We start from the raw sequence: 16,651 nt of genomic DNA on the forward strand, positions 1-16,651 counted from the left end.
TGCCGAATGAAGCAGAAATCGTGCCAGGCCTGGGCGGTCCGATCCGCGGCATTTTTGCCGGACCCGCCATGCCATTGCGCAGGAAGCGGGCGGCCGGACGGCCCGTTGCCCAGCGGGCGGGCAACGGCTGCCCCAGCGGGTTCGCCGCTCAGAACCCCACGGCGCCCCCGTCGCTGCGCGGATCGCCGGCGCCTTCCAGCACGCCGTCCGGGTGGCGGACGATCGCGCCGGCATGGCCCATCGTGCCGGTGAAGTCCTCCAGCAGCTCGACCTCATGGCCGGCGGCCTTCAGCTCGGTCACCAGCTCGCGTGGGAAGCGGCTCTCCAGCTTCAGCGTCACGCTGTTCTCGCCCCAGGTCTTGCCCAGCAGCCAGCGCGGCGCGGTGATCGCCGCCTGCAGGCCCTGGCCGAACATGGCGTACCGGCTGAACACGGCGGCCTGGGTCTGCGGCTGCCCCTCGCCGCCCATGGTGCCGTAGACCATGACGCGGCCGTCGTTGAAGCGCGCCAGAGCCGGGTTGAGGGTGTGAAACGGCTTACGGCCGGGCACCAGCAGGCGCGGGCCGCCGCCATCCAGCAGGAAGCTGGCGCCGCGATTCTGCCAGGTGATGCCGGTCTCCTCCAGCACGCAGCCGGAGCCGAATTCGAAATAGATCGACTGGATGAAGCTGACCGCCAGGCCGCTGCCGTCGATGGCACCCATCCAGGTCGTATCGCCGCCCGATGCCGGCTGCGGCCAGGGCAGCGCGCGGCGCCGGTCGATGCGGGCGGCCAGTTCGTCCAGCCTGGCGGCCTCGAGATAGGCCTCCGCCTGCTCCGCCATGCAATCGGGATCGCCGACGATGCGATCGCGCACCAGGAAGGCCTGCTTGGTCGCCTCGACCAGGCCATGGATGTGATCGAAGCTCTCGCCTTCGGCGACACCGAGCCGGTCGAACAGCGCGAGGATCATCAGGGACGACAGGCCCTGCGTCGGCGGCGGAAAGTTGTAAAGCTGCGCCGCGGCGATGGCGACGCTGAGCGGCGCGCAGCGGCTGGCCTGCTGCCGCGCCAGGTCTTCGGCGGCGACCAGACTGCCGATCCTGGCCAGATCGGCAACGATGCGCCGCGCCAGTTCGCCGCGATAGAAATCCTCCGTGCCGCGCGCGCCGATGCTGCGCAGGGTCTGCGCCAGCGCCGGCAGCTTCATCACGCCGCCCTGGCGGGGCGGCTGGCCATCGGGAAGAAACACCGGCGCGAAGCCGGGCACGTCCTTCAGCTCGAGCAGCTTGCTGCGGCTGAGATCCTCCTGGCTGGCAGTCACCGCGAAACCGTTCTCGCCATGCCAGACGGCATCTTCCAGAAGACGCGACAGCGGCAGGCGGCCGCCGCATTCTTCGCTCAGGCGCAAAGCCTCGCCCCAGCCGCTCACGGTCGCCGCCACCGTGTTCGCCGCCAAAGGTCCGCGCCAGGGGATGCTGTCATGTCCCTTGCGGGCATAAAGCTCCGGCGCGGCCTTCGCCGCCGCCCGGCCGCAGGCCTCGATGGCGATGGGCGCCTGGCCCGGCGCGGCGATCAGCCAGAAGCCATCGCCGCCGATGCCGGTCATATGCGGATAGACGACCGTCAAGGTTGCGGCCATCGCCACCGTCGCCTCGATGGCATTGCCGCCCTCGCGCAGAACGCGCAGGCCCGCCTCGCCGGCCAGATGATGAGGTGCAGTGACCATGCCCCGGCGGGCACGCGGTGTATTCAGCATAGTTTCAATCCGCAGTCAGAAGCCGAATGAATGAGGCGGCGCCGCGGCGGATGTCAAGCGCGGCGCGCCGGAGCCGGCTGGAGACGAGCAGAGTCAATCAGAGACGATCAGAGTTGATCCAGGCCGTGCCGCTGCAGCAGCGCAAGCACCAGGTCGGCGGCGCGCAGGCGGTGGGCGCGGTGCAGCCGATGGGCCGCTTCGGCATCGCGGCTGCGGATCGCCTCGATGACGGCAGCATGTTCCGCATTCGACAGGACCGGCTTCGGCCTGATCCGCAACGTCGCCATGCGGGCGCGGTGCGACTGATCGCGCACCGCCTCGACCATGCCCTGCAGCCGCTTGTTGTGCGACAGTTCGACCAGCAGGCAATGGAACCGGGCATCGCCGTCGGCCCAGGCATTCAGATCGTTGCGCGCAAGAGCCGCCTCCATATCGGCAGCGGCCGTTTCAAGCTGGGCCAGTTCGGCCTCGCTCAAGCCGCGCTGCGCGATGATCTCCGCCGCCGTGGCCTCCAGCGCGGCCAGGATGTCGTAGATTTCGCGCAGATCAGCGAGCGACAGCGGCAGCACGCGCATGCCATGCCGCGGCCGCACCTCGACCATGCCTTCCTGCGCCAGACGGATCAGCGCCTCGCGTACCGGCGTGCGGCTCATGCCGAGCAGCTGGGCGACCTCCTGCTCCAGCGCCTGCATGCCCGGCGGCATTTCATTGTCGAGAATGCGCCGCTTGATCTCCTCGTAGGCGCGTCTGGTCTGCGACAGACGCGGCGGCGATGCGATTGCCGCCTTCCCCGTCTTTGCCGCCGCTGTTTGTTTTGCTTCCGTGGCAGGGTCGGTGGCTGGACGTTGCGACACCAAGCTGACATTCATGACGCGACACTCATGCAGACTCCCCCGAATGGCCGCGGCAATTTGGCCCGTCGGCCAGGGCGCCAGAATACCGGAACAGGCGCCGCCTTGGCCACCGATCGCGGCGGAAAAGCGCCGAACGCCATTATCAATTTTCCTGTCCGGCCCGGTCCCTGGCATGAGCAGCACCGGCAGCGATTCCGCCGGCGTGGCATGACGCGATAGCCCAGATGCCGGTACGGCGGCATGGCAGCGATACCGGCACGCAGGAAAAATCGCGGATAACCGGCTTTCGCAGCCGCCTGTTCGCCCCGGTGCACCGGCGCGCGCGCTTGCCCGGCCGCGCCGCGCTCCGTTCGGGCGGACGAGAACTTTCCGGATTCGCGCTGTATGCGGACGATCATCCATGGCCAGCCATCCTGCCCTCCCGGTCGGCCGCCTGCCGCTGCAACAGGAATCGCATGCCAGGTTGAAACGGCTGCACGCCGCATCCGCGTCGCCGGCCCCGGCGGCGACCGGCGCCTCATGCGCCGCGATCTTGCCGCATTTCTTTGTCTGGATGTCGGCATGATGCCTGGACGCGCCATCGCCATCCTCGTCGCCGCGGCTGGCCTTGCGGCTTGCGCCGGCGAAGCCGGAAACATGCAGCCCGGCGATTTCGACCTGACCAGGAATACGCGCGAATCGCCGACCTGGGCCGCGCATCTGCCGCAGGTCTATGGCGGCCTGATGGCCTGTATCGGCGCCTCTCCGGCGCAACCGGCCTTCGCCACCGATGTCGTGCCGCAGAATCATGGCCGGCTGCTGGTGCAGCTGCATGGCGGCGACGGCGGCCTGTCGGAATGCAGCACCGACAGCGCGGGCAGGACAGCACCCAGCCTGAAGCCGCTCGACGCCGCCACGGCTCCGGCGCCCGACGGCCCGATGTTCACGCCGGCCGGCATGTCGGAGCCGCTGCTGCGCTGCGGCCGCAACGAGCCGGTCTTTCACAAGAACGGCCGGCTGCTCGGCTGGGTGACGTTCTTCCGCGCCGATTGCCAGAGCGCGGCGGCGCCGGCGGCACAGTCGCGCTGGCATGCCTTCGGCAGCGATCCCTATTGGAGCATCCGCATCGATCCGGATGGCGTCGTCTTCGATCAGGTCGGCACGCTGCCGCTGGAATACCGGGCGGCGGCGCCGACCGAGAGCGGCAACCGGCGACATTGGCAGCTCAGCCCGCCTCCGGGCGACGAGCGGAAGCCGCTGGAGCTGACGATCCTCAGCGAGCGCTGCCGCGATGCCGTCTCCAACAGCACCTACGATTATAGCGCCGAGGCCGTCTATGCCGGCAAGCGCTTCCGGGGCTGCGCGGAAAAACTGGACGCGCTGCCCTGACGGCTTGACGCGGACCGAGCCCTGGGGCACGCCTGCCCCATGACGCCGCAAGAGATCGAAGCCCGCCTGCTCTACCGCGACGGCCTGATGCTGGTGCTGGACAAGCCCGCCGGCCTGCCGGTGCATGCCGGGCCGGGCGGCGGCGACAATCTCGAACGCTATTTCCAGTTTCTGCGCTTCGGTCTGCCCAGGCCGCCGGCGCTGGCCCATCGCCTGGACCGTGACACCTCCGGCTGCCTGGTGCTGGGCCGGCATCCGAAGGCGCTGCGCAAACTGGGCAAGCTGTTCCAGGAAGGCCGGGTCGAGAAAATCTACTGGGCCGTGGTGCGCGGCAGGCCGGCGGAAGCCGCCGGCCGCATCGAGCGGCCGCTGAAGAAGCTGAGCACCAAAACGGGCGGCTGGCGCATGGTGATCGCCGATGACGGCCAGCATGCCGTCACCGATTACAGGCTGCTGGGCAGCGGTGACGATGTGAGCTGGATCGAATGCCGGCCGCGCACCGGGCGCACGCACCAGATCCGCGTGCATCTCGCCTCGCTCGGCTGCCCGATCCTGGGCGATACGCAATATGGCGATGCGGACCGCGCGCGCGGCGCGAAACTGCACCTGCATAGCCGCAGCGTCAGCCTGCCGCTTTATCCAAGCCGCGCGGCGATCACCGTCACCGCCGGACCGCCGGCGCATATGCAAGCCGCGCTGGCCGCCTGCGGCTATTCACGGCTTCAGCACGAGGCGGATCAGCAGGCTGACCGCGCCGACGGCGGCGACGCCGCCCGCCCATAAGACGGCGAACCACATCAGGCGCTGCCATAGCGGGCGCCGATCAGTGATAGCCGGCATGGCGCTCCACCTTGCCGCGGAAGATCCAGTAGGCATAGGCCGTATAGGCGAGGATGATCGGCAGCAGGACGACGGCGCCGACCAGCAGGAAGCCGAGACTGGCATCGGGGGCCGCGGCATCCCAGATGGTGATCGAAGGCGGCACCATCAGCGGCCAGAAGCTGATGCCGAGGCCGATATAGGACAGCACGAACAGCGCCAGCGAAGCCAGGAAAGGCTGCGCCTCGCGGCGGCGGTCCGACAGCCCGCGCCATAGCATCCAGGCGGCAGCCAGCACCAGGATGGGCATCGGCGCCGAGAGCAGGACGTTGGGATAGCCGAACCAGCGGGTCAGGAATCTCTGATCCAGAAAGGGCGTCCACAGGCTGACGATGCCGATCATGACGACCAGCAGGATGCCGAGCCGGCGCGCCAGCAGGTAGCAGCGGTCCTGCACCGCGCCGCCGGTCTTCATGATCAGCCAGGTCGCGCCCAGCAGGGCATAGCCGATCGCCAGCGCGACGCCGGTGAGCAGGCTGAAGGGCGTGAGCCAGTCCCACCAGCCGCCGGCATAGGCGCGGTCGGCCACGGCGATGCCCTGGATCAGGCCGCCGAGGGTGATGCCCTGCATCAGCGCTGCGACCAGCGAGCCGAGCGCGAAGCTGTAATCCCAGACCCCTTTCCAGCGCCGCGTGCGCCAGCGGAACTCGAAGGCGACACCGCGGAAGATCAGGCCGAGCAGCATGGCGATCAGCGGCGCATAGAGCGCCGGCAGGATGACGGAATAGGCCAGCGGAAAAGCGGCCAGCAGGCCGCCGCCGCCGAGCACCAGCCAGGTCTCGTTGCCGTCCCAGACCGGCGCCACCGAATTCATCAGCTTGTCGCGCTCGTCTTCCCGCTCGAACAGCGGGAAAAGCAGCCCGATGCCGAGATCGAAGCCATCCATCACCACATAGGCCAGCACCGCGAAAGCGATCAGCGCGGCCCAGATCAGCGGCAGGTCCAGCGTCATGGCGCGGCCTCCTTCCTTTCGGCCTCCAGCATGCCGGCCGCCGGCGTAATGCCCGCCGCGCGCGTCGGCTCCTCGGTCAGCGGCTTCTCCGGCGGCAGTCCGGGCACCTGGCGGAACAGCCGGAACAGATAGAAGATGCCGGCCCCGAAAACGACGAAATAGACCACGACGAAGGCGGTCAGCGAACTCGCCACGCCGGGCGTTCCGATCGGCGCCGCCGATTGCGCCGTGCGCAGCAGGCCGTAGATGGTGAAGGGCTGCCGCCCGACCTCGGTGGTGGCCCAGCCGGCGATCACGGCGATGAAGCCGGCCGGCCCCATGACAATGGCGGCGACATGCAGCCAGGCGGCATCGTAGAGCCGGCCGAGCAGACGCCAGAGCAGGCTGAGCAGGCCGAGCGCCGCCATCAGGAAGCCCAGCCCGACCATGATGCGGAAGCTCCAGAAGACGACCGCCGCCGGCGGCCAGTCCGCGCGCGGAAATTCCTTCAGGCCCTTGATTTCGCCGTTCCATTCATGGGTGAGGATCAGGCTGCCCAGATGCGAGATGCCGATGGCGTATTTGGTTTCCGCCGCATCGTTGTCGGGCCAGCCGAACAGATAGAGCGGCGCGCCGCGCTCGGTTTCGTAGTGGCCTTCCAGGGCGGCGATCTTGGCCGGCTGATGCGCCAGCGTGTTCAATCCGTGCAGATCGCCGGCGACGATCTGGATCGGCGCGACGAGCGTCGCCATCCACATCGCCATCGAGAACATGACGCGCGCCGCCGTATTCGTCCGATCGCGCAGCAGATGCCAGGCGCCGACCGCGCCGACGACGAAGGCGGTGGTGAGATACGCCGCCAGCACCATATGGACCAGCCGGTACGGGAAGGACGGGTTGAAGATAACGGCCAGCCAGCTTTCCGGCACGAACTGGCCGTTCGGCGCGATCGCATAGCCCTGCGGGGTCTGCATCCAGCTATTGGCGGCGAGGATCCAGAAAGCCGAGAGCAGGGTGCCGAGCGCGACCATCAGCGTGGCGAAGAAATGCAGGCCCTTGCCGACCCGGTTCATGCCGAACAGCATGACACCGAGAAAGCCGGCCTCGAGGAAGAAGGCGGACAGCACTTCGTAGCCCATCAGCGGGCCGATGATCGGTCCGGCCTTGTCCGAAAAGACGCTCCAGTTGGTGCCGAACTGATAGCTCATCACCACGCCGGAAACGACGCCCATGCCGAAGACGACGGCGAACGGCTTCAGCCAATGGCGGAAGACCTGCAGATAGACCTCGCGCCCGGTGACGAGCCAGAGCCCTTCCAGGACGGCAAGATAGCTCGCCAGTCCGATGGTGAAGGCGGGAAAGACGATGTGGAACGAAACCGTAAAGGCGAATTGCAGGCGGGCCAGGAAGATGGGGTCGAGGAGAGCTTGCATGAGCGGATCCTCTGGGTGCAATGTCGCGTCTTGCGTGATCAAGCTAGATCGGCAGGCGAACGGCGAACAGCGAAAAACCTTGGCCCGCCGCCGTCAATCCAGGGCAGCGGCGCGAATTGCCACACTGTGCTATCCTGCCGCAGGCTGCATGCGGGTGGCTGACGCAGCCGGGCCTGCCGCGCGGCTCATGGCAGCCTTGCTGAAAACGCAACCATCCGGGCCCGGAATCTTTTTATGATGTTGTTTTACATTCCAATGCCCACCAGATGTTGATCCCTCTCATTGTCGCCTGCGCTCTGTTCATGGAGAACCTGGACAGCAGCGTGCTGGCCACGGCGCTGCCCAGCATTGCCGCCTCGCTGGGCGAGAATCCGCTGCGGCTGAATCTGGCGATCACCTCCTATCTCTTCAGCCTCGCCGTCTTCATCCCGGTCAGCGGCTGGGTCGCCGACCGGTTCGGCGCGCGCACCGTCTTCCGCGCCGCGATCGCCGTTTTCACCATCGGCTCGCTGCTCTGCGGCGCGACCGACAGTTTCTGGACCCTGGTCGGCGCCCGCGTGCTGCAGGGCCTGGGCGGCGCCATGATGGTGCCGGTCGGGCGGCTGATCATGCTGCGCGCGGTGCCGAAGGCCGAACTGGTGCGCGCCATGACCTGGCTGACCGTCCCCGCCCTGCTCGGGCCGATCACAGGACCGCCGGTCGGCGGCTTTTTGACCACCTATCTGTCCTGGCGCTGGATCTTCTGGATCAACCTGCCGATCGGCCTGCTCGGCATCCTGCTCGTCACGCTTTTCATTCCCGATGTGCGCGAGGAGAAGATGCCGCCGCTGGATGCGCGCGGCTTCCTGCTCAGCGCCACGGCGCTGACCGGCCTGATGTTCGGCTTCGAGACACTGGGCCGCGGCCTGCTGCCCAATTCCGCCGTCGCCGCGCTGCTGATCGTCGGCGCCATCGGCAGCGGTCTGTATCTCTACCATGCCGCGCGGCATGCGCACCCGCTGATCGATCTCAGCCTTCTGCGCATCCCCACCTTCCGCGCCGGCGTGCTGGGCGGCTCGCTGTTCCGCGTCGGCGTCGGCGCCACGCCCTTTCTGCTGCCGCTGATGCTGCAGCTCGGCTTCGGGCTCAGCGCCTTCCAGTCGGGTTCGATCACCTTCGTCTCGGCGGCCGGCTCGATGACGATGAAGATGATCGCGCGGCCGATCCTGCGCCGCTTCGGCTTCCGCCGCGTGCTGATAAGCAATGCCCTGATCGCCGGCGGCAGCCTGGCGATCTACGGCCTGTTCCGGCCGCAGGACAGCTACGCGCTGATCATGGGGCTCCTGTTCTTCGGCGGCATCTCCCGCTCGCTGCAATTCACCAGCGTCAACACCCTGGCGGTCGCCGACATCCCGCATGAGCAGATGAGCCGCGCCACCAGCTTCTCCAGCATGATGCAGCAGCTTTCGCTGTCGCTCGGCGTCGGCATCGGCGCGCTCACCCTGCACCTGACGCTGGCTTTCGCCGGCGGGCGCGAGAGCATCGCCGCCGGCGATTTCACCCCTGCCTTCGCCGTGGTCAGCCTAGCCTCCGCCGCCTCGGCGCTGATCTTCCTCAGCCTCAGCCACAATGCCGGGGCGGAGGTGAGCGGCCACAAGCTGTTCGCCCCGACCCAGCGGCTGCGCCAGGGCGCGCCCCTGGAAGCCGACAACGACAATCCGAAAGACCAGCGTAACGCAGCCGAATGACAACCGCCGATTTCGCCTGGCTGGCCGTTCCCGCCCGCGGCCTGGCCACCACCCTGTTCGTTTCCGGCGTCATCTGGCTGATGGAGCGCTCCTCGCCCTTCATCGGCGGCATCGTGCTGGCCCTGCCGATCGTCACCGCGCCGGCCTATTTCTTCATCCTGCTGCAGCATGACCCGGTGTTCGTCGCCCATGCCGCCCTGGGCAGCCTGGCCACCCTCGGCGCCGTGCTGCTGTTCCTCGCCACCGCCATCGCCATGCTGCGGCGCTTTCCGATGCGGCTGGCCCTGCCGAGCGCGCTGGCGGCCTGGTTCGCCACCGGATTGCTGATCGACACCCTGCCCGCCTCGCTCGCCACCTCGCTGGCGGTGCTGATCCTGGCGGCGCTGACCGCGGCCTATGCCGGCGCGCGCGTGCCGCTGACCGCACCGGCGGCGCGCGGCAGATCGCCGCTCTACGAAGTCCTGCTGCGCGGCGCCGCCGCCGGCCTGCTGGTCGCCAGCGTCAGCGCGCTGGCCGGCCTGCTCGGGCCGCGGCTGTCCGGCGTCTTCGCCTCCTTCCCGGTGGCGCTGCTGGTGGTCTGCGCCTTCCTGCCGCGCCGGCTCGACGTGGCCGGCATCCGCGCCGGCCTGCGCGCCACGCAGATCGGCCTGGCCAGCCATGTGCCCTTTTTCCTCAGCCTGATCCTGCTCGGCCCGGCGATCGGCGGATATCCGGCCTTCCTGATCGGCAGCGCCGGCTCGCTCGGCGTCGCGCTGCTGCTCGGCCTGGTCCGGCTGGCGGTGACGCGGCGGCGTCCTGGGGCCTGACTCCTTGGAGCCCGGCGCCTTCCGGGCAGGGCCCTGCTGTGCTACATCGGCGCCTCCATCCCCGCAGCCGGAAACCACAGTAAATACCGCCATGAATCCGATTTTCGCCGATCTGCCGACCACCATCTTCGAGACCATGTCGCGGCTGGCCGGCCAGCATCAGGCGATCAATCTCGGCCAGGGCTTTCCCGACGATCCCGGCCCGGCGGACGTGCGCAACAAGGCCGCCGAGGCGGTGGTCGGCGGCTGGAACCAGTATCCGCCGATGATGGGCCTGCCCGAACTGCGCCAGGCGGTGGCCGCGCATTACCGGCGCTTCCACAAGCTCGAGCTGGACTGGCAGAACGAGGTGATGATCACCTCCGGCGCGACGGAGGCCCTGGCCGACAGCCTGCTGGCCGTCATCGAGCCGGGCGACGAGGTCGTGCTGTTCCAGCCGATGTACGACGCCTACCTGCCGCTGGTGCGGCGCGCCGGCGGCATCGCGAAATTCGTCACCCTGCGCCCGCCGCACTGGCGCATCGACGAGGCGGCGCTCGAGGCCGCCTTCAGCAGCAAGACCCGCGCCGTCGTCTTCAACAATCCGCTCAACCCCACCGCCACGGTGTTTCCGCGCGAAGACCTCGAACTGCTGGGCCGCTATCTGGAAAAATTCGACGCCATTGCGATCTGCGACGAGGTCTGGGAGCATGTGCTGTTCGACGGCCTGGAGCATCAGCCGCTGATCGGCCTGCCGAACTTGCGCGAGCGCTGCATCAAGATCGGCTCGGCCGGCAAGATCTTCTCGCTGACCGGCTGGAAGGTCGGCTTCGTCTGCGCCGCGCCGGCGATCATGAAGGTGCTGGCCAAGGCGCATCAATTCGTCACCTTCACCACGCCGCCCAACCTGCAGGCGGCGGTGGCCTATGGCCTGGGCAAGGACGACAGCTATTTCCTCGGCATGCGCCGCGACCTGCAGGCGGCGCGCGACCGCTTCGCTGCCGGACTGACCGAGGCCGGCCTGACCGTGCTGCCCAGCAAGGCGACCTATTTCCTCAACATCGACCTTGCGGCCATCGCCAACGACATCGACGACGTCGCCTTCTGCACCCGCATGGTGGAGGAAGCCAGGGTCGCCGCCATCCCGGTCAGCGCCTTCTATGCCGAGGACCAGGTGAAAAGCGTGGTGCGCTTCTGCTTCGCCAAGACCACCGACAAGCTCGACGGCGCGGTGGAGCGGATCGCCGCTTTCGTAAAGCGGGGCTAGGCCGCGTCGCGCGCCTTGCTTCATCCATACCCCGGTTTCACGCACAATCCTGTGGAATGATTGCAATGACAGCATTGCAACAGGGGTACCGTTTTTGACCGCTGGCGACCGTTTTCGACCGCTGCGGCCCGTTGCGGACCGCTGATGCCCGCGGCGGCCCCGCTGCGACCGCCGCCGACCAGCCGGGTCCGGCCCGCCTGGGACCATGCGTGTTTGCCGGGTTGCAGCCGGATGCGGAGCGGATGGGCGCCCGCTCGAGCCGGCTTCCGGTCGGATTCAAGCCGATTGGGGTCGGATTCAGTCCGGTTGGAGCCGGATTCGGTCCGATTCCGGTCGGATCCGGGTTGAATTCCGCATAAAGGTGTCCTCAGTCCGATCGACGCTGTCCAACAGCGATCTCGCGGCGCACCGGCCCGGAGCATATTGAACATATAGAGAACATGGCGGCCGGAGTCAACCTCCCAGTCGCTGCCCCGCCGGCCGCCCCACCCGCCAAAAAAATCCGCACCCGGCGCATCGCGCCGGCGCGGCCGACCGGCTATGGATGGCGCGCCCGTAAAACAGCCCGCCGCCATGACCGCCTATCTCCGCGCCCGCCTCGTCACCTCGCTGTCCGTCTTCTGGCAGCTTCTGCGCATCACCGTGCCGGTGATGCTGATCGTGCGCCTCGCCGAGGAGCTGGGCCTGATCGCGCTGATGGCGCCGGCCTTAAGTCCGGTGATGGCCGTGGTCGGCCTGCCGCCGGAAGCCGGGCTGGTCTGGCTGGCGACGCTCACCGTCGGCATCTATGGCGGCCTCGGCGCGCTGCCGCTGCTGGCCGATCTGCCGCTCAGCGTGGCGCAGATCAGCATCCTGTCGGCGATGATGCTGATCGCCCATGCGCTGCCGATCGAACAGGCGATCGTGCGCAAGGCCGGCGCCAGCTTCTGGGCCACCGGCGCGCTCCGTTTCGGCACGGCGGTGCTCTACGGCGCCATCGTCTCGGCGATCTCCGGCGCGACCGGCTGGCTGGCCGGCCCGGCCGAGACCGGATTGCTGCGCGCCATGGCGCCGGCCGACGCCGACTGGATCGAATGGCTGATCTCGTCGGCCGCGTCGCTGGCGATCACCTTCGCCATCATCGTCGGGCTGATCGTCCTGCTCGATCTGATGGAGCGATCCGGGATCACGCGGCGGCTGACGCAGGCGCTGCAGCCGGTGCTGCGCGTCTCGGGCCTGAGCGCCGACATGGCGCCGGTGACCACGGTCGGCGTGCTGCTCGGCCTGACCTACGGCGGCGGCCTGATCATCAAGGAAGCGCGCGAGCGCGATTTCACGCCGAAGGCGCGCGTGCTGGCGCTGTCGTGGATTTCGCTCAGCCATTCGCTGATCGAGGATACCGGCGTGGTGCTGGCGATCGGCGCCGATCTCTGGGTCGTGCTGGCCGGCCGCGTGCTGCTGACGCTGCTGCTCGTGCGGCTGCTGGCCACGCTCATGGATGCGCTGCCGCGCGCGGTGCGGTGGCTGGCGGTGTAGAAGCCGACGCATAGGGGGTTGGCGTTTCGCGCGCAACGTCCCGACCTTTTCCCGGCATGCAACGGCAATGTCCCGTCATGCCCGCGAAGGCGGGCATTCAGGGCCGCCCGCGCTTCCGTCCCCGGGCTCCCGCTTTCGCGGGAGCGACGAAGAAACCTGTCCGGCCAGGTAAGGCTACTCGACGCAAAAAAAGCGAGCGGACCTTTCGATCCGCTCGCCAGCACCCCCAACTCAAGGACTTAACTCGAAAACACTCGACTCAACTCTGAAACACTCGAAATCCTGAAAACGGCGGACCCACCCCCATCGCGGCCCAGCGTCTTCGTTGCCGGCATTGTCGCCAGCGCGGCGCGATGGCGCAAATTACTTTCCGATAACGCGAGTTCCGATAACGCGAATTCCGGTAACGCGAATTCCGGCAACGCGCGGGCGCGCTTTCGCTCAGCCGCCGGCTTTTGCCTTCTCGCGCAGGGCGTAGTTGAAGCTGATCGAGATGCGCTCGGTTCTGGTGAAGCTCGGCGGCACTTCATGCCGCAGCCAGCTTTCGAACAGCACCAGATGCCCGACCCTGGGCGCGACGCTGTAATGCAGCCGTTCGCGCGCCGCGATGTCGTCGCGCTTGGGCGGCGCCGCCATCATGCGGTCGAGCCGCGGATCCTCGAACTTGATCGCCGCCGCCCCGCGCGGCACCTGCACATAATAGGTGCCGCTGATGAAGCTGAGCGGATGCAGATGCAGGCCATGCGTTACCGGCCCCGCCATCATGTTGACCCAGCAATCGGTCATGCACAGCGCGCGGCCGCGCAGATCGTAGCCGAGCGCGCGCGCATAAGCCCTGGCATGCGGCGCGATCGCCTTTTCCAGCCCGGCGAAGAGCGACGAGACCCGGTGCAGCTTGTCGTGGCTGCCATAGGAGGTGTAGCCGCCCGGATAATGCCGCGCGCTCCAGCGCTGGCCGGCGACGTCGGCAAGCCGGAGCGCGGCGCATTCGTCGGCCAGATCGCGGTTCAGCCGCCCCAGCCCGCGGCTTTTCAGCGGAGCGAGATAGATGCGGGTGGGAAAGAGGGAGATGGTGGACATGGCATGCATTCTGAACATTTCGCCGCTCCCGCGAAAGCGGCAGCCCGGCGCCGGAGTCCCGCCGTAGCGGAATGGCGATGAAGGAGATGCGTCAGAACATCTCGAAATACTCGCGCTGCTCCCAGTCGCTGACTTCGAGCTGGTAACGGGCGATCTCGGCCTCCTTGATATGGAGGAAGTAGTCGATGAAGCGGTCGCCGAAGCCGGCGCGGTAGCAGGCATTCGCGCGCAGCGCCGTGAGCGCCGCCTCCAGCGAGCGCGGCAGCATCGGCGCGGCGGTTTCGTAGGGCGCGTCGGCCGAAGGCGGCGGCTCGGCCTTGCGCGCCATGCCGTCCAGCCCGGCGATGAGCTGCGAGGCCATGTAGAGATAGGGATTCGCCGCCGGCTCGCCGAGGCGGTTCTCGATGCGGCTGGCCGGATCGCCCGGCCCGCCGAGCACGCGGCACATCACGCCGCGATTGTCCCGGCCCCAGATGGCGCGGTCGGGCGCCAGCGAATAGGGCCGGTAGCGGCGATAGGCGTTTATGGTCGGCGCGGCGAAGGCCGCCGCGGCCGTCGCCTGCTCCAGCAGGCCGGCGAGGAAATGCCGTCCGACGGCGGACAGGGCCTGGCCCGCTTCGGTCGGCATGAAGGCATTGGCGCCGGTTTTGCGCTCGCGCAGGGACTGATGCAGGTGCCAGCCGCTGGAGAAGATGTTGGGCAGTTTCGGCCGGCACATGAAGGTGACGTGATGGCCATGCCGGCGCGCGATCTGCTTCGCCGCCGCGCGGAACAGCACCATCGTATCGGCAGAGTCCATGTTGGCGCCGGGCTGGAAGGTGAATTCGCACTGGCTGGGGCCGAATTCGACTTCCATCGAGCGCAGGGGCAGGCCGAGCGCCTGCAGGTTCCGACGCAGGATTTCGTAGATCTCGTCATAGGCGTCGTAGCGCTGCTCGGTGAGATACTGATAGCCCTGGGTGAGCAGGCTGACCTCCGGCGGCGCGCCGGGCTGGCCGGCATCCTGCGGCGCGAGCTTGGCGTCGAGCAGCTTGAAGACGTGGAACTCGACCTCCAGGCCGGCGACGTAATCGTAGCCGGCATCGTTCAGGTTCGACAGCGTGTTGCGATAGAGCTGCCGCGTCGAGAAGGGCACCGGGCGGCCATCGGCGAAATAGAGATCGCATAGCAGCCAGCCGGAATGCGGCGCCCAGGGCAGGATCTTGAAGGTGCCCGGATCGGGCACCATCAGGATATCGGCCGCGCCCTGCATCTCGCGCAGGCCGAAACCGCCGCCCTGCGTGAAGACCGGGAATACCGTGCGATGCGCGGTGTCCTTCGCCAGCAGGGTGGTGGTGAAGCCGCAGCCGTTGCGCAGCGCGCCGGCAAGCTCGGCGGCGACGATGGTCTTGCCGCGCAGGATGCCGTGCTGGTCGGCGAAGGACAGCCGCACCACGCCCAGGCCGCGTTCGGCGACCTCCTGTTCGACGGCCCGGGCGCGGGCATCCTGCTCCGCGTTCCAAAGGCCGTGCCTGTCGACGAATGTGGCCACGCTTGGCCTCCCTCCCCGTTTCTTCTATCGCGCCGTCTTCTAGCGCGCCGTCTTCTAGCGCGCCGTCTTCTAGCGCGTCTTCTTCCAGCGCGGCGCCCGGCGCCGCTGCGGCCCGTTCATTCCGCCGCTTCCGGCACCGGCGCCTGCCAGGGCGCCTGCTGGCGCTTGCGCCGGTCCGCTTCGCGCCAGTATGCCTGCCATCTATCCGCCGGGGCAATACCGTCCACGGTGACCGGGCCGCGGATGCCGCGCGCCGCCGCATCGTCGAGCACCATCATGGGCGGCTCGTTGCCGGCCTCGACCTGCTCGATCGCCTTCAGCAGCATCGAGCGGTAGTTGACGATCGCCTTGTCGCTGCTGCCCAGATGCTCGCGCGTGCGGTCCTGGATCGGCCCCTGGCTTTCCACCGCCCATTGATCGTGCACGTTGATGTCGAAGCCCATGCCGGTGAAGGTCTGCGATTTCTGCTCGGCCGGATCGAAGCCGTAATTGTTGCTCCTGTTCTTGCGCGGGATGTAATCGGGCAGGGTGTAGAGTTCGAGCCGCTGGGCACGCATCTGCTGCTTGTCCACCGCCGCGCCGAAGCTGGTGAAGATGGCGTACCAGTAGCAGTTCACGTCGTCGATCGGCACATGCCATTGCGTGATCGTCATCTCGACCGAAAGCGGAATGACGAAGGCCTGCGGAAAGACCAGGTTGGTGACGCGCACATGCATGCTGGCGTCGCTGATGCGGCGCAGCGCGAACAGGCGCATGCCGTACTCGGTGCGCTCGACCTCGATCTGCGGCCGGGCGAATTCGCGCAGCACCCTGGTCATCGGCATGTCGGAATCGGCGGAAGCGGCGCGGAACTGGCGGCCGTAATTGGCGCCGGGGTCCTCGTCCTCGAAGAATCTGTGCAGATACGAGGCATGCGCCGGATCGATGCCGACCTCCAGCGCCTGCAGCCAGTTGCAGGCGATATGGCCCTTGAAGGCGAAGACGTGGCTGTCGGGCGCGACGAAGCAGTCGAAATCCGGGAAGGCCGGCGGCGCGCCGGCGCCGAGATAGGCGAACAGGATGCCGCTGCGCTCGACCACCGGAAAGCTGCGCTGCCTGATGCGCTTGCACAGGTTGCTGCGCTCGGGCTCGGCCGGCGTTTCCAGGCATTGGCCGGCGACGTCGAACAGCCAGCCATGGAAGGGGCAGCGCAGGCCGCCATCTTCCGGACGGCCGAAGGCGAGATCGGCGCCGCGATGCGGGCAGTCGCGGTCGAGCAGGCCGTAGCGGCCCTGCTCGTCGCGGAACAGGACGAAATCCTCGCCGAGCAGCTTCACCGGCTTGACCGGCCTGAGATCGTCCAGCTCCTCGCGCAGCGCCACCGGCTGCCAGTAGCGCCGCAGCAGCTTGCCGGCCGGCCGCCCGGGGCCGACCAGGGTCATGCGCATATTCTGCTCGTGGGTCGTCATCGGCGCCTCCTCCCGCATTCGGCGTATTTTGTCCGATTAACGAACATATGTGCGATTTTACCCTTGCCGGGCCGCGCCGGCAAGGCGATAAAGAA

The 16,651-nt window shown here is 68.0% G+C and carries 14 protein-coding genes; 6 read left to right on the top strand and 8 right to left on the bottom strand.

Features of this window, described 5'->3' with window-relative positions; genetic code table 11:
* Positions 1 to 148: 148 nt before the first annotated feature.
* Together VF194_RS18095 and VF194_RS18100 are read right to left on the bottom strand one after the other, a co-directional pair.
* Positions 149 to 1,738: a gamma-glutamyltransferase family protein gene (locus tag VF194_RS18095; RefSeq protein ID WP_330892597.1), complete on the bottom strand. Its 1,590-nt coding sequence runs from the start codon at positions 1,736 to 1,738 to the stop codon at positions 149 to 151.
* Between the two features lie 107 nt (positions 1,739 to 1,845).
* On the bottom strand, positions 1,846 to 2,607 hold the full coding sequence (locus VF194_RS18100; RefSeq protein WP_330892598.1) for a GntR family transcriptional regulator: 762 nt from the start codon (positions 2,605 to 2,607) through the stop codon (positions 1,846 to 1,848).
* Positions 2,608 to 3,153: 546 nt separating this feature from the next.
* Here VF194_RS18100 and VF194_RS18105 point away from each other — a divergent pair.
* Together VF194_RS18105 and VF194_RS18110 are read left to right on the top strand one after the other, a co-directional pair.
* Entirely contained in the window at positions 3,154 to 3,960 is an 807-nt protein-coding gene (locus VF194_RS18105) for a hypothetical protein (RefSeq protein ID WP_330892599.1), read from the top strand.
* A gap of 39 nt (positions 3,961 to 3,999) precedes the next feature.
* Entirely contained in the window at positions 4,000 to 4,743 is a 744-nt protein-coding gene (locus tag VF194_RS18110) for an RNA pseudouridine synthase (RefSeq protein WP_330892600.1), read from the top strand.
* Here the strand turns inward: VF194_RS18110 and VF194_RS18115 are convergent.
* Genes VF194_RS18115 through VF194_RS18125 form a run of 3 tightly spaced genes read right to left on the bottom strand, consistent with a single transcriptional unit; the run spans position 4,675 to position 7,203 of the window.
* Positions 4,675 to 4,836 carry a DUF2474 family protein gene (locus tag VF194_RS18115; protein WP_330892601.1) on the bottom strand — a complete coding sequence of 54 codons (162 nt, stop codon included), beginning with the start codon at positions 4,834 to 4,836 and terminating at the stop codon, positions 4,675 to 4,677. The two genes, VF194_RS18110 and VF194_RS18115, sit on opposite strands and share 69 nt — an antisense overlap.
* The gene (gene cydB / locus VF194_RS18120; protein WP_330892602.1) at positions 4,784 to 5,791 is read right to left on the bottom strand and encodes a cytochrome d ubiquinol oxidase subunit II; all 1,008 of its coding nucleotides are present in this window, start codon (positions 5,789 to 5,791) and stop codon (positions 4,784 to 4,786) included. The genes VF194_RS18115 and cydB overlap by 53 nt, the downstream gene beginning before the upstream one ends.
* Positions 5,788 to 7,203, bottom strand: a complete 1,416-nt coding sequence (locus tag VF194_RS18125; RefSeq protein ID WP_330892603.1) for a cytochrome ubiquinol oxidase subunit I — start codon at positions 7,201 to 7,203, stop codon at positions 5,788 to 5,790. The genes cydB and VF194_RS18125 overlap by 4 nt, the downstream gene beginning before the upstream one ends.
* Positions 7,204 to 7,469: 266 nt before the next feature.
* On the opposite strand from VF194_RS18125, the gene VF194_RS18130 reads away from it, so the two are divergent.
* The 4 genes from VF194_RS18130 (at position 7,470) to VF194_RS18145 (ending at position 12,497) form a co-directional block, all read left to right on the top strand.
* Positions 7,470 to 8,930, top strand: a complete 1,461-nt coding sequence (locus VF194_RS18130; protein WP_330892604.1) for a DHA2 family efflux MFS transporter permease subunit — start codon at positions 7,470 to 7,472, stop codon at positions 8,928 to 8,930.
* Positions 8,927 to 9,736, top strand: coding sequence for a hypothetical protein (locus VF194_RS18135; RefSeq protein ID WP_330892605.1), 810 nt, complete (start codon positions 8,927 to 8,929; stop codon positions 9,734 to 9,736). The genes VF194_RS18130 and VF194_RS18135 overlap by 4 nt, the downstream gene beginning before the upstream one ends.
* 91 nt (positions 9,737 to 9,827) lie before the next feature.
* On the top strand, positions 9,828 to 10,982 hold the full coding sequence (locus tag VF194_RS18140) for an aminotransferase (protein ID WP_330892606.1): 1,155 nt from the start codon (positions 9,828 to 9,830) through the stop codon (positions 10,980 to 10,982).
* A 573-nt stretch (positions 10,983 to 11,555) separates the two neighbouring features.
* A complete protein-coding gene (locus VF194_RS18145) occupies positions 11,556 to 12,497 on the top strand; it encodes a nucleoside recognition domain-containing protein (RefSeq protein WP_330892607.1) in 942 nt (313 codons plus the stop codon).
* A 441-nt stretch (positions 12,498 to 12,938) separates the two neighbouring features.
* Here the strand turns inward: VF194_RS18145 and VF194_RS18150 are convergent, their stop codons facing one another.
* From VF194_RS18150 to VF194_RS18160, 3 genes are all read right to left on the bottom strand, one after another.
* Positions 12,939 to 13,577 (bottom strand): TIGR02466 family protein, encoded by a 639-nt coding sequence (locus VF194_RS18150; RefSeq protein ID WP_330892608.1) that lies wholly within the window; start codon positions 13,575 to 13,577, stop codon positions 12,939 to 12,941.
* 91 nt (positions 13,578 to 13,668) lie between these two features.
* Positions 13,669 to 15,108 (bottom strand): glutamine synthetase family protein, encoded by a 1,440-nt coding sequence (locus VF194_RS18155; protein ID WP_330892609.1) that lies wholly within the window; start codon positions 15,106 to 15,108, stop codon positions 13,669 to 13,671.
* Positions 15,109 to 15,224: 116 nt separating this feature from the next.
* The gene (locus tag VF194_RS18160; protein WP_330892610.1) at positions 15,225 to 16,556 is read right to left on the bottom strand and encodes a Rieske 2Fe-2S domain-containing protein; all 1,332 of its coding nucleotides are present in this window, start codon (positions 16,554 to 16,556) and stop codon (positions 15,225 to 15,227) included.
* Between the last annotated feature and the right edge of the window lie 95 nt (positions 16,557 to 16,651).

The sequence above is a fragment of the Ferrovibrio sp. genome, from assembly GCF_036381655.1.
In the GTDB taxonomy this organism is placed as follows: Bacteria; Pseudomonadota; Alphaproteobacteria; order Ferrovibrionales; family Ferrovibrionaceae; genus Ferrovibrio.